We start from the raw sequence: 13622 nt of genomic DNA, 5'->3' as shown, positions 1-13622 counted from the left end.
ACCTACACAACCTTTAGTATTGTCCATCACCTCGATTGTTCTGGGTGTTTTTTTATATAATCTCCGGAATTGCGGCGCTTAGGGATGGGTGTGGGGTGTGGGAATTATGAATTATGAATTATGAATTATGAAGTGGGGAGTGGGGTGTGGGGTGTGGGGTGTGGGGTGTGGGGAGGGGGAATTATGAATTATGAATTATGAATTATGAAGTGGGGAGTGGGGAGAACAAAGCTGCCTCCTGTCTCCTGCCGAAGTCTGCCTTTTGCCTCCTGCCTCCTGCCTCGGAGTCTCGGAGTCTCCTGTCTTCGTTATTGAGGATTTTTTCTTTTCGGGGGTTTTTGTTTGCTGGTAGGGAGTAGGGGAGCGGTTAATTTTTCGTAGAGTTCAAAGAGGTATTCAATACGGTTTAATTCACTGGTAAAGGGTTGGGGACGATAACACAAATCAACAGCTTTGTCAAGTTTTTGGTGAGCTTTGAGCAAGTCGGGAGGCATGGTTAAAGGGTCGTATAAATCCGCAAGGCTACTATCAGGATATTTTACCCTAGTATCCAGCACAGCTTGAGCGCAAGTTTCGACGGCTTGTTTTTGTTTGTCGGGGATATTTTCTGGAAAGGGGTAGTTATTATAAACAATATCTTTTGAGTAGCGATAATCGCTTTTTAATCTGCCACAGACATATTTAACCCATGCCATGTGCATTTCTGAAGTAAGAATACCAAATAAATATAGATTGGCATTAGGAATTAATAAAACTTGATCATTACCAATCACATTTTTATTCATAAAACCTATCGGAATATATTTTCTTCTTTCAGATGAGACACGGGGAACAAGTAAATAATTAGTATCGGGTTGTGCTATTTGACAGAATAGAGTAGGTGTCGCCGCAAATTTACGAGTAGAAGCAGCTTTACTTTTTAATCTAAAATTTTTAACCTTATCTACTCTTTTGATGACTTCTGGTAATGTCTTTAATTCCCTGGGAGAAATATCAACTAACCATAGACAATAGCGACTATAACCATTAATAAATTCTTGCGCTCCTGTATAAGGTCTAATCCATTTTTCTGCCTTCGGCTCTAATTTTAAAAATTCTTCTTTTTCTGGTTCTGTAAAAATAAAATTACCACCATCTCTTGGCATACTACCAAAACGCATTAATGGAACATTAGATAAAGGAAAACTTCGATTAGAAATAATGATGTCACTTCCATCAACCAAATAGGGATTAATATTATTAGACTGAACAACTAATGATTCACCTTGAATATCTTCATAATCAAATAGGATTTTAGTTGTTATATTAAAACTTCCAAAGCCAATAATAACACAATGAACTGCGGCGTTTCCTTTTGCTTCATTACTCCATTTAAAAGTACGATGGGCAAAATGAATTTTTAAATGATATTTTTGAAAAAGAATATTCCAAAGTAAGGCAACTTGCTCACCTTGAGATATAGAATTTGTGGAAACAAAAGCAACCCTGATTCTATTGCCCTGAATTATTTGAGCAGCCTTGATATACCATGCACACACATAATCTAAAACGCCTATTCCTTTCTCACCGTCGAAAACATAAGCCATATCATTCCTTTGCTGTTCGTTCATAATCATCGCACCAACAAAAGGAGGATTTCCTAAAATAAAATTGAGCTTTTCTTTTGATACAATTTCCTCCCAATCAATTCGCAAGGCATTTCCATGAACAATCTTTGCCGCTTTCTTTAATGGTAAACGCACAAAATACTGACCAAAAGTATTACTAACTTTAATATTCATCTGATGATCAATTAACCACATTGCCACCTCTGCCACCCTCACCGCAAACTCATCGTATTCAATACCAGCAAACTGATTGACATCTACCTGAATAATGGTACTAATATCTGTTACTAACTGCCCCGTTTTATCTAATTTATCTAACTCTTGTAACACCAAAATCTCTAAATCTCGTAACTCCCGATAGGTAATAATTAAAAAGTTGCCGCAACCACAGGCAGGATCAAGAAAATATAAATTAGCAATCTTTTTCTGAAATTCTAGTAATTTATTGCGATTGCCTTTAATCTTCTCAAATTCTCTGTGTAAATCATCTAAAAATAACGGTTTAATCACCTTTTGAATGTTCTTCTCGGAGGTATAATGCGCCCCTAAATTGCGTCGCTCTTTTGGATTCATTACCGCTTGAAACATAGAGCCAAAAATAGCAGGGGAAATTTTTCCCCAATCAAAAGCACAAGCTTCTAATAACATGACTCGCATCTTGCTATCAAAAGCCGCTAAGGGTAATGACTCCTCAAATAACTTGCCATTTATGTAGGGAAATTGAGTTAAATTCTCATCGAGATTTTTTAATCTTTTGTCTTCTGGTGTATTCAAAACCTGAAAAATAGAAGCGATGTGCATCGCCAAATCACTGCCATCTTCTTTGGTATGTAGATCAATATATTCCCAGAAAATCCCCTTATTAAAAATACCCGTATCATCGGCAAATAAACAAAATAATAAACGCACTAGATAAACTTCTAAATTATGCCCCATATAACCAATTTCTTTGAGGCAATCATGAAGTTTTCCCATTAACTCGGCTGCTTGAATATTGACGGGATCTTCGTCTTTATAAACTCGCTTTTCGTAACCAGCAATAAAATCAAATAAATGAACGTTATCAACAAAATTACTTAATTCAAATTCCCATTGATTGCCCGAATCTAAATCATATAATTTAAACCGTTGAAAATCCGAGACTAAAATATAACGCGGTAACTCATGTTCCTTTAAATTGGGAAAATAATCCTTAGCCTGTTGTGTGGCTTTTTCTAAATCTTTCCCCTTCGATTTATGCTCAACTAAAATCGTTCCTTTCCAGAGTAAATCAATAAAACCCTGTTTATTATCGGCTTTTTTTATCGGTTGCTCAAAACTAGCTACCCTACGCCGTGAAATGCCAAAGACATTAAAAAAATCATTCCAAAAAGACTGAGATTCTGCTTTTTCTGAAGTCTCTCCTTCCCACTCTTTTTGAAAAGCGATGGCGCGATTTTTAATTTCATTCCAACTTAAAGGCATAGTTTTAACTCCTTATCTTTCGCCGGTTTGCTCAACGATAGTAGAAAATGGTGTAGGGAGCCAGATGCAGTCAGCAAGGGATACAGATAGTTTCCATTTTAGGTGATTTTTTGGTAAACTCCAAGGGAAGCTAGAAATTAGTAACGCCTTGAGAATTGTAGCCGCTTAGTTACCAATCTAGTTATTGACTCGAAGGAACAACTTATCGCTATGTCGAAAACTCTCTACGAACAAGATTTTCAAGTATGGCTCGCAACAACAATTAGCCACCTACAGAAGCGGGAATTTGCCGCGCTGGATACTGATAACTTAATTGAGGAGTTAACCGAGTTGGGAAAATCGGAAAAAAGAACTTTAGAAAGTAATTTGATGATTCTTTTGGCTCATTTGCTCAAATTAAAAGTACAGCAGGACGCACCGCCATCAATGAAGGATAGCTGGTATTGTTCTATTATTGAGCATCGCCAGCGAATTGAGAAAAACTTACGCAATACGCCTTCCCTGAAATCCTATCTAGAAACTGCTATTCGAGAAGCTTATCCAGATGCTCGTCAAGTGGCAATTAAGGAAGGGAAACTTGCTCAATTTGGTGTTCGGATTCCCCCAGAAAATGATTATCCTCAAATTTGTCCTTTCTTGCCAGAGCAAATCTTAGATGAGAACTTCTATGGCAATTGACCAAATGTGTCTCAGCTTATAATAATATGAACAACCACAAAGGCACAAAGGACACAAAGATTAGGTTTTTCTGGCAACCCTAACTAAAACTTACCTGAACAAAAGCCCCCAGAAAACATCACTTTCTAGGGGTTTAATTACAATTGACGGAAAACAAACTTATGGGGAGGTTAACCTCCAGCCACCGCAGGAACGATACTGACTTCATCGCCATCTTTTAAGGGGGTTTTTGTCCCATCGAGGAAGCGAATATCTTCACTGTTGACGTAGAAATTTAAAAAGCGCCGGGGTGCGCCCTCTTCATCGCATAAGCGGGCCTTAATACCGGGGAAACTTGCTTCTAAGGATTCGATTAAATCACCGACATTACTAGCACTACACTCGACGGTAGCCTTATTTTTTGTAAATTGTTGCAGGGGAGTGGGAACGAGAACTTTTACGGCCATAGATATCAAGGAAAAAGTGGAAAGGACGGTAAGCTGCGCGCAAATTTAAATTGCTTGTGGAGATGAGGCAAGGGGATAATCGCCCCATCATCCCTGAACATCAATTCTAGACGAGAACCTGTTGCCATTCGAGGCGTTCGAGGGTGCGGGAACGTTCCAGGGCCCGTTCAAAACTTTCTAATTTCGGTTCGATTAACAGGGGTTCACCGATATAACCCTGTACCGCTTCTTGGGTTTTTAGACCATTACCAGTGATATAAACGACCGTGGTTTCTTCAGGGTCGATTTTACCCGCTTCTACTAATTTTTTCAAGACGGCGATAGTTGTACCGCCCGCAGTTTCCGTGAAAATGCCTTCCGTTTCTGCCAAAAGTTTAATACCTTCGATAATTTCGGCATCGGTGACGGATTCAATATTACCGCCAGTTTTACGGGCAATATCAAGGGCATAAACACCATCGGCGGGATTACCAATAGCGATCGATTTGGCGATAGTATTGGGTTTAACTGGGGCGACAAAATCCCGTCCTTCCTTGAAAGCTTGGGCAATGGGGGAACAACCCTCCGCTTGAGCGCCACTAAAACGCACTGCTTTATCTGCCACCAAACCGACTTTGACGAATTCTTGGAAGCCTTTATAAATCTTGGTAAACAGGGAACCACTGGCTAAAGGTGCGACAATATGGTCGGGGAGTTTCCAGCCTAATTGTTCAGCCACTTCAAAGCCTAAAGTTTTGGAACCTTCGGAATAGTAGGGACGCAGATTGATGTTGACAAAACCCCAACCGTAGGTATTGCCCACTTCTGAACAGAGACGGTTAACTTGATCGTAGTTGCCTTTAACTGCCATGACCGTGGGATTATAGATTAGGGTGCCGAGAATTTTACCCGCTTCTAAGTCGGAGGGAATGAAAACACAACAGTCTAAACCAGCGTGAGCGGCAATAGCGGCGGTGGAATTGGCCAGATTTCCCGTACTAGCACAGGAAACGGTAGTAAAACCTAATTCTTTGGCCCGGGTAAGGGCGACGGATACCACTCTATCTTTGAAGCTGAGAGTGGGCATATTGACGGCATCATTTTTAATGTAGAGATTTTTTAGACCCAAGCGCCGAGCTAAACGGTGGGATTTAACTAGGGGAGTCATACCCGTACCCACATCGATGGGATTTTCACTTTCCACCGGCAAAAAGGAACGATAGCGCCAGATGGAATTGGGACCTGCTTGAATGCTTTCTCTGGTGACGGTGCGACGGATGAGGTCGTAATCGTAGTCCACTTCCAGGGGGGCAAAGGTTTCTTCGCAGATATTCAGCGCTTTCAGGGGGTAGGAGGTCCCTCCTTCCTTAGAAACCAAGCGGGTAAAGGTGGGGATGAATTTTGAGGTTTCGATGTTTGTCGCTAGGGTCATGATTTTCCTGTCTTGCCGTCAACTGAATCTACAAGCATCCTATCACCTGCAAAATCTTGGTGTCAAATATACCCGACAAAAATAGTCGGGTATAAATCTATACCAAAAATAGGTGATATTCTGGGGAGCAGCAAGGGTTAAGGGGAGATGGTTGGGCTGCCGTGTCAGGAAACTTCGGGGTAGTTTCAGGTCAAAACAAGAACTAGGAAAAGGTATTTAAGTTTTTTAGGAGGTTACAGCCTATTTACTGCTAATTTTATCGAAATAAACCCTAATTTTTCTTTAAATAGCCTAAAAAGGGGGGCGATTAACTGCGGTTGCCAGAAAGTTTCTCGGGTTGCTCAGGATAATTGTCAAGAAAAGTGACAAATTATGTGATTTTGTTGAGAAATAATAATTTTTTCTGGACTGTCAAATAAAATTGACCATTTTCGGCGGTCGGCAGGGGTCAGGAGTCAGGAGTCAGGAGTCAGGAGATAGGAGTCAGGAGATAGGAGATAGGAGATAGGAGATTGCTTTTATTTATTCTCCCTTCTCCTCACTTCATAATTCATAATTCATAATTCATAATTCATCTGTTTTTTGATAAAAAGTTAAGGTAGTATTGCCGTAGCGTTTCTGACGACAAATAGTTAAACCTTCTAGATTAATTGCTTGCCAAGATTTGGGATTGTGTTCCACGGCAATTTCCCCCAGAGAATCTAATAAATTATATTGAGAGATGGCAGTTAGTACCGGTAAATATAAACCGCTTTCGTAGGGAGGGTCAAAATAAATTAAATCAAAACTTTCCCCTGCTAAAGTGGCTAACTTTGTCAGCACATCCCCCCGAATTACTTGGAATTGCTGGGGAGAAGTTGCTAAATTGCGCCAATTTTCCTTGATAATTTCGCCAGCGCGTCCTGATTGTTCAATTCCGATTACTAGACTCGCACCTCGACATAAAGCTTCCCCACCCATGGAACCATTACCCGCACAAAGATCCAACCAACGACAGCCAGATAATTTATGTTGCCAGATATTAAATAAAGCTTCTCGCACCCTTGCTGTCGTCGGACGGGTTAATTGTCCTGCTAGGGTTTTTATGGGACGATTGCCGTAAATTCTCATCGGTTAAAAGGCAAATTCAGTTAATCTTTTTTGTAATAAATCAGGAAAAAGAGCATAGTATCTTTGATTGAGAGGAGAGGGATGGGGGAGAGGTAATAAAGTCACTTTCTTTTGCTGTTTTAATCCATCTTCATCAGTAGCGGTAAGGGTAACTAGCAGTTTTTTAGTAAAGCGTTCTTTATCAAGATAGAATTTATCTACTTCTCTGGGTTTACCGTAGGGTTCAAACCATTTAAAAGCTTCCGTGCCAAGGGTAATGATATGATCACCTTGCCAATAAAAAACGAGCAGTTTTTCTATAAATGGACGAAAACGATCCTTCACTTCCCCAGAATAAGCTTTATTACCCGGAGGTTTGTAGGGAACTGTATTAGTTAAGAAAATTTGATCGCACACCGATAATAGCTCTTGACGATCATGGGATTTTCTCCCCTGCCAAGCTTGAAAAAATCCCTCTCTTACCATTCTACCGGCAGCCCCGATCAAAGGTTGTCCCGCATACACTTCATCTCGTCCTAAATCCCGGCCAAAAAAGCATAACTGACTAGCAAGATTACCAGCATACAAAACTGGTTCAAAGGGGTCTTTTTTTGCCTCTTGGTAAATTAGGGTATCGATGGGAAAATCCTCTTTTTTTGCCTCTTGGTGTACCTGTTTAATTAGGGTTTTAATATCAGTCATTTCAGTTATCAGTTATCAGTGGTTCTCCATTCTACTACAAAAGTGAAAATTATCAGCCGTCAGTCTTCAGAAGTCGGTCTTCAGAAGTCAGGAGATTATTTTTATTTTTTCTCCCCACTTCATAATTCATAATTCCCTCTCCCCGCTCACCAATTCATAATTGATAATTCATAATTCATAATTCCCCGCTCCCTTCACTCCTCGGTGCGATAGCCAAATTCCGCTAAAAGTGAGCGAGATTGTCGCCATTTCGGTTCTACCTTCACGAATAATTTTAAATATACCTCCCCGGCGATTAACTTTTGAATAGCCGAGCGAGCGGAAGTGCCGAGCGCTTTTAACATACTGCCATTTTTGCCGATGACGATCCCTTTTTGGGAATCTCGTTCCACATTGATGGCGGCAAAAACCCTAGTTAAAGCGGGAGTTTCCTCGACGCGTTCAATCACCACCGCCACAGAATGGGGAATTTCCTGACGGGTTTGCAGTAAAATCTGTTCGCGGATTAATTCAGCCATAATAAACCTTTCCGGTTGATCTGTGACTAAATCGGGGGGATAGTAATAGGGACCGACTTCGAGGGAATCAATTAACAGATTTTGCAATTCTGCGATTCCCATCCCCTCCAGTGCCGAAAATTTGAGCAGAGGCCAGTTATTTTCCGCCGCCAAGGTACGATAACTATCGTCTAGAGGCTCCCGGTCTTCCGGTTGCTGATCGGCTTTATTTAGCCCTAAAATCGTGGGAGTTTGGTTTTTAGTCAGTAAATCGGCAATATAGCGATCGCCACTGCCCAAAAAATTGCTACTATCGACAACAAATAAAACTAAATCTACGGAATTTATGGCGTTTTCAGCATTTTTAACTAAAACTTTGCCTAATTCGTGATGGGGCTTGTGAATGCCGGGGGTATCGACAAAAATCATCTGGGATCGCTCGCCGGTGACAATGCCGCGTAAACGGTTGCGGGTAGTTTGAGCGATGGGGGAAGTAATGGCGATTTTTTGTCCCACTAATTGATTCATCAGGGTGGACTTGCCCACATTAGGACGACCAATAATGCCAATAAAACCCGATTTAAAACCGGTCGGTGCGATGGGAATTACTGCCGAATCGAGATTAACGGCTTGAGAGTTGATAAAATCGTTCATAATCAAAGAATATTACTTAAAAAATATTTTTACCCATGCAAAGGATAATTTTGTTCTTGTTAGTATTGATTCTAGGCTGTAGTAACCATTTAGAATTATCTATGGCGGGAAATTTAAGCGATCGCTTAACCGATTATCCTCGCTGGATGACTAAACCAGTGGTTAGTTTTGCCAGCGGAGATTTAGTTTATCCCGATTGGATGGTAGGCAATTGGACTGTCACCAGTACCCTAATCGATTTAACCGCTCCTCTTGCTCCCCAGATTATCACACCTGGTTTTGAAAGTAATCGTCGTTACCTAGAACAATCGATCGAGTTTCCGGTGAGATTCATCGAGAAAGCGATGGCCAGACCGATAAATGCTGCCTTTTTATCCACCATTATCAGTAAACCATCAATTGTGGCCGATCGATCCTTTAATGGTTTAGCAATTAGTCGCGCCTATTTAGGTAATCAATCGGTATTATCCGTAAAAACTGACCCCAATAATCCCAATCGTCAGATTACCTTTTTACGCGGCGCTCATCAACTCATTTCCACCGTAATTGCCAGAAATAGCGAAACTCCTAGCCGAAATCAATTTATTGCCACAGAAATCAGTCAACAAATTTTCCGGGGAGAAACCAACACTTATCTCAATGAGGTGGAAACCACCACCGCCTATCAGTTATTATCTCCTAATAAAATTCTAGGCGATCAGGTGACAGCCATTTATCTGTCCCCCCAATCGCCGGATTATTTCCAAGCGCCGAATCGTCCTGTGGCTTTGTATCGTTATCGCTTAGAATTGCTGAAAGATTAAGATCACCAGTGGTTAAACCCTGCTGAAACTGGCGCAGTCTTTCCCCATCCTGTTGAAAAAGTATAGGGGGAGCTTTTCAGTGTTGCCAAAGGCACGGCGTAGCCGTCCAGTCAACAGTAATCAGTAATCAGTGGGGAGCAGGGAGATGGGGGAGCAAGAATTATGAATTATGAATTATGAATTGGGGAGCAGGGAGATGGGGAGAATAAATAAAAGCTGACTCCTGACTCCTGACTCCTGACTCCTGACTCCTGACTTCTGACTTCTGACTCGGAGAATACTGATAGGACAATGACCTTGCAATCAAAAGTTCATGTCTGCGTCACAGTAAGTTCATATCCCCCGCCTAAATTAGAGATAGTCAGTCCCAAGCCGTTTTCCGAAACACTCCTCTCACACCCACGATTATTAGGACTGACTTTTATTCCCTTCTCAAAATGGTTAAACAATAAAAACTATGACTCGCAATATTTTTAACGATAATATTTCCCCGATCAACGCAGGTAATCCCAAACGCTCCAAATCTTCTGCAATGAAAAAACTTTTTGCCTATTCCTCCTTACTGGTTTTGGGTGCCGGGTTAGGTATCGGTGCCACCTACGCCTACAGTCAAAATCCTCTAGAATTAGCCCAAAATATTGCCACCGCTACCAATAATCCTCGCTCCTCCACACCAGCCGCAGCCGCTCCCTCGTCTTTGGTTATTCCTACCAATTTTGTCGCTTCTGTGGTGCAAGAAGTAGGGCCAGCGGTGGTGAGAATTAATGCTTCTAGGGAAGTCAATAGAGGCGGTGATTTTTCGGAATTTGCTAACGATCCTGTTTTCCGTCGCTTCTTCGGTTCTCAAATACCAGAGCGAGGAGAAAAACAAGTTCAAAGGGGTACAGGTTCCGGGTTTATTATCAGTAATGACGGTAAAATTATCACCAATGCTCACGTTGTCGAGGGAGCAGATAAGGTGACAGTCACCCTCAAAGATGGTCGCACTATTGATGGTAAAGTCTTAGGTAGTGATCCTTTAACTGATGTGGCAGTGGTACAGGTGGAAACGAGCAATTTACCCACGGTTAAATTAGGTAATTCTGATAGTTTACAGGTGGGAGAATGGGCAATTGCTATCGGTAATCCTTTGGGATTAGATAACACTGTCACCACGGGAATTATTAGTGCCAAGGAACGCAATGGCTCCCAAATTGGTGCTAGTGATAAACGGGTGGATTTCCTGCAAACCGATGCGGCAATTAACCCCGGAAATTCTGGTGGACCTTTGTTAAATGCTCGGGGAGAAGTTATCGGAGTTAACACTGCTATCATTCAAAATGCCCAGGGTTTAGGTTTTGCTATTCCGATTAAAACTGCCCAAAGAATCGCCGAACAATTAATCGCCACGGGTAAGGTGGAACATCCCTATCTCGGTGTTCAAATGGTACAGTTAACTCCGGAGGTAAAAGAACAATTAGCCGATAGTCCCATGGCTGATAATTGGACTATCCCCGATGATTCTGGTGTCTTGTTAGTGCGGGTGATGAGAGATTCTCCTGCCGCAGCAGCAGGATTGCGATCGGGTGATGTGTTAAAGTCTGTAGGTGGTAAGAATGTCACCGATCCCGATGCGGTTCAGGAAATTGTGGCTAATACTCAAATCGGCGATAATTTACCCGTAGAAATTAGCCGGGAAGGACAAAAAATTAATCTGAATATTCAAGTGGGTAGCTTGAATACTGCTAAGAAATCCTAGTCTGGAAAATAAGTGGTAGAAGACCTAAACTTTATAGAGAGCTTGTTAGTAAGCTCTCTATATTTCTGGTTTTACTTTTGCCTCTTGAATTGAATAATTATAGCATTTATCTTAATGGTGAGATAAGTAGGTAGTCGTTAAAAATTATCAGATACCCCACTTATCAAGGGAGATCCCCCCGCCTATCGGCACCCCCCTTATCAAGGGGGGATCAAGGGGGGATTAAGGGAGAATCGAAAGATAGTTAAATACTTGAACCTAGGCTCACAATTTTACTGTTGGGAGATAGAAAATAAAAACCGCTCGTAAGCTCGATTAATTTTTTGCATAATTTTAATCGCCATGGCGGAAGAATTGTGATCGGGGTGATACTGACGAGCAAGCTGATAATATCTTTGTTTAACCTCTGGAAAACTGGCATTCTTAGAAACTTCTAAAACTTCCCACCAATCCTCGGAATCTGGGGGAAATATTTCTAATTCTCCTAACATTTTTGACCATATTTTTACCTTATCTCCATAACTACCTGTAATTAAAAACTGACCGTCAGGACTAAATTTTAAGGGAGCAGTTCCCCGTAAAGTTTTAATTAGTTCTCCTGTTTGTCCTTGCCAAATTTTAATTTCTGTTCGGGAAGCACTAGCAATTAGATGGCGATGATGATTAATAGCAATACTGATAATTGCCTGCTCGTGTGCCTGCCAACTTTTAATCATTTCTCCTGTCTTTATATCCCAGATTTTAATCGTTTTATCACTACCGCCACTAATTAGATATTGACCATCATTACTAAAAGCTAAACTGTTAACGGCTGCCCTGTCACCGATAAAAGTTTGATAAGCATAACTATGATCAAATCGCCATAATTTAATAGTTTTATCATCACTACCACTAGCAATAATTTGGCTATCGGGACTAATAGCACAGGTATTAACTGCCTCCTCATGACCGATTAAAGTTCGCTGCAATTCTCCTGTATAATAACCCCAGATTCGCAGAGTTTTGTCGTTACTAGCACTAACAATAAATCTTTCATTGGCAGCAAAAGCTAATTGTAAAATGACACCATCATGGCTATGGGGAGCATTGACACGAGCGAAAAAACTACTTTTATACTGCTTAGTGTCTAATTGCCACTGACTAATTCTGCCATCTAATCCACCAGCAATGATCGATTTACCGTTAGGACTTATCGCCAGAGTTTGGATCGGTTCATTAACTCCCACAAAGGAATAAATTAATTTACCCGTTTCTCGCTGCCAAAGTTTTATGGTTTGATCTTCTCCCGCACTAGCAATAATTTTACCATCAGGACTAACGTCGATCGCCCCAATATTTGCCTGATGACCTTTAAGAGTTTGGAAACACTGCCAAGATAAACGCTCTGGAATAGTAATTTCTGTAGAATATAACTGTTGATTTTCCTGAATAGATACTTCTTCCAACAGTTGCTGTAGTTCTGCCTCTAGATTTTCATATTTCCCCGTAACTTCTTGCCAAAATAAAGCTTCTTCGTACTCTCTAGTAATGCGATCAAAAAATTCTAGATTGCTATAAAAATTATTGTCGGAGTAGGTGGGAGATAACATTTTCATCACTCCGTAGATTCCTAACCCGACTATCCCGCCAGCGATTGCCATAGAACCGACACCAACACCGAAAGCTGTACCTTTAACCGCGACTCCCACACCCCCAAAGGTAGAGTAGATACCGATTCCGCCAAGGCTTCCTATTCCCAAAGCTAACCCGACATTGTGATCGTTTGTTTCTAGTCCTTGCAGACTGGCATAAATTGCCGAACTTGTCAGGAGGCCAATCCCCGTCATTCCCACTAAACCGACGCTTATACCGCCAAATCCGCCGACTAAGCCAATATTTCCCAGACAAGCAGATAAATTGGCTCCTGTGACTCCACCGACGGCGGGAATAACAAAATCGAGCTTTTTAGCCATATTTTTGCGAAATAATCAAGTTAGTCATCGGGTTTCTCCTATAGAGTTTAGCCTAGTTTGGTATCGACAACTGACTCCCCAAAATTACTCTGGGGAGGGAAAAGTCAGAGGCAATCAGGAAAAATGATAAGTATTTTATATGTAAATACCTTAAATACTTAAAAATATTTAAATTTACAATCGGTAATATTTATTTTTACCTAAGAATTTATTGAGAATAATTTTTATTTATTTACGAGATTGCAATACTTCCAGCGATTCTGGTATAATTTTGCATTATGCTATGATGGTTTTTATTGTAGTTTTTAGGGTTTTAATGGTCTAGGTTGTCTTAAAACCCTTGCTAAATCTAGACTTTTCCCTTGAGCAAAACCAAACACTTTCACAAATTATCCCTTTTTTTCCGAACAACGTTGATCTAATTTTTGTGTAGTTTTGTTGCAAAGTCAAAATTTTTTTGACAAAATGGCTAAATTGTGGTATGGACAAAGTATAGCGGGTTGTGGATTGACCATACCTGTCACCTTATTTTCAGCGAATTATCAGAGAAAATTTGCCTACTAGAGTCGCCCTAGCTTGCT

Annotated in this window: 10 protein-coding genes; 3 read left to right on the top strand and 7 right to left on the bottom strand. The window is 40.9% G+C overall.

Going from position 1 to position 13622, the window contains the following annotated elements:
• Positions 1–308 precede the first annotated feature (308 nt).
• Positions 309–3071 carry a DNA methyltransferase gene (locus N0824_RS08495; protein WP_108936435.1) on the bottom strand — a complete coding sequence of 921 codons (2763 nt, stop codon included), beginning with the start codon at positions 3069–3071 and terminating at the stop codon, positions 309–311.
• 210 nt (positions 3072–3281) lie between these two features.
• On the opposite strand from N0824_RS08495, the gene N0824_RS08490 reads away from it, so the two are divergent.
• Entirely contained in the window at positions 3282–3749 is a 468-nt protein-coding gene (locus N0824_RS08490) for a DUF29 domain-containing protein (RefSeq protein ID WP_108936434.1), read from the top strand.
• A 170-nt stretch (positions 3750–3919) separates the two neighbouring features.
• Here N0824_RS08490 and N0824_RS08485 read toward each other — a convergent pair whose 3' ends face one another.
• The 5 genes from N0824_RS08485 to era form a co-directional block, all read right to left on the bottom strand.
• Positions 3920–4195 (bottom strand): MoaD/ThiS family protein, encoded by a 276-nt coding sequence (locus N0824_RS08485; RefSeq protein WP_002742805.1) that lies wholly within the window; start codon positions 4193–4195, stop codon positions 3920–3922.
• Positions 4196–4301: 106 nt separating this feature from the next.
• On the bottom strand, positions 4302–5606 hold the full coding sequence (gene thrC / locus N0824_RS08480; protein WP_002783420.1) for a threonine synthase: 1305 nt from the start codon (positions 5604–5606) through the stop codon (positions 4302–4304).
• A 564-nt stretch (positions 5607–6170) separates the two neighbouring features.
• Positions 6171–6716, bottom strand: coding sequence for a 16S rRNA (guanine(966)-N(2))-methyltransferase RsmD (rsmD, locus tag N0824_RS08475; protein WP_108936433.1), 546 nt, complete (start codon positions 6714–6716; stop codon positions 6171–6173).
• Between the two features lie 3 nt (positions 6717–6719).
• Complete coding sequence (locus N0824_RS08470; RefSeq protein WP_108936432.1) at positions 6720–7397, bottom strand: uracil-DNA glycosylase family protein; 678 nt, start codon at positions 7395–7397, stop codon at positions 6720–6722.
• A 194-nt stretch (positions 7398–7591) separates the two neighbouring features.
• On the bottom strand, positions 7592–8548 hold the full coding sequence (gene era / locus N0824_RS08465; protein WP_046662857.1) for a GTPase Era: 957 nt from the start codon (positions 8546–8548) through the stop codon (positions 7592–7594).
• Positions 8549–8583: 35 nt separating this feature from the next.
• On the opposite strand from era, the gene N0824_RS08460 reads away from it, so the two are divergent.
• Entirely contained in the window at positions 8584–9351 is a 768-nt protein-coding gene (locus tag N0824_RS08460) for a DUF6816 family protein (RefSeq protein ID WP_108936431.1), read from the top strand.
• 457 nt (positions 9352–9808) lie between these two features.
• Positions 9809–11089 (top strand): HhoA/HhoB/HtrA family serine endopeptidase, encoded by a 1281-nt coding sequence (locus N0824_RS08455; RefSeq protein ID WP_108936430.1) that lies wholly within the window; start codon positions 9809–9811, stop codon positions 11087–11089.
• A gap of 272 nt (positions 11090–11361) precedes the next feature.
• Here the strand turns inward: N0824_RS08455 and N0824_RS08450 are convergent, their stop codons facing one another.
• The gene (locus N0824_RS08450) at positions 11362–13041 is read right to left on the bottom strand and encodes a DnaJ domain-containing protein (protein WP_108936429.1); all 1680 of its coding nucleotides are present in this window, start codon (positions 13039–13041) and stop codon (positions 11362–11364) included.
• Between the last annotated feature and the right edge of the window lie 581 nt (positions 13042–13622).

This window comes from Microcystis sp. 0824, assembly GCF_003112475.1.
GTDB lineage: Bacteria > Cyanobacteriota > Cyanobacteriia > Cyanobacteriales > Microcystaceae > Microcystis > Microcystis aeruginosa_C.
Note: the sequence above shows the minus strand (reverse complement) of the source record. Positions and strands in the feature narration are given on the sequence as shown.

Bases quoted from the DNA above. Each gene is read 5' to 3' on its own strand.
- N0824_RS08495 (WP_108936435.1), bottom strand. From the start codon at position 3,071: ATGCCTTTAAGTTGGAATGAAATTAAAAATCGCGCCATCGCTTTTCAA.
- N0824_RS08490 (WP_108936434.1), top strand. From the start codon at position 3,282: ATGTCGAAAACTCTCTACGAACAAGATTTTCAAGTATGGCTCGCAACA.
- N0824_RS08485 (WP_002742805.1), bottom strand. From the start codon at position 4,195: ATGGCCGTAAAAGTTCTCGTTCCCACTCCCCTGCAACAATTTACAAAA.
- thrC (WP_002783420.1), bottom strand. From the start codon at position 5,606: ATGACCCTAGCGACAAACATCGAAACCTCAAAATTCATCCCCACCTTT.
- rsmD (WP_108936433.1), bottom strand. From the start codon at position 6,716: ATGAGAATTTACGGCAATCGTCCCATAAAAACCCTAGCAGGACAATTA.
- N0824_RS08470 (WP_108936432.1), bottom strand. From the start codon at position 7,397: ATGACTGATATTAAAACCCTAATTAAACAGGTACACCAAGAGGCAAAA.
- era (WP_046662857.1), bottom strand. From the start codon at position 8,548: ATGAACGATTTTATCAACTCTCAAGCCGTTAATCTCGATTCGGCAGTA.
- N0824_RS08460 (WP_108936431.1), top strand. From the start codon at position 8,584: ATGCAAAGGATAATTTTGTTCTTGTTAGTATTGATTCTAGGCTGTAGT.
- N0824_RS08455 (WP_108936430.1), top strand. From the start codon at position 9,809: ATGACTCGCAATATTTTTAACGATAATATTTCCCCGATCAACGCAGGT.
- N0824_RS08450 (WP_108936429.1), bottom strand. From the start codon at position 13,041: ATGGCTAAAAAGCTCGATTTTGTTATTCCCGCCGTCGGTGGAGTCACA.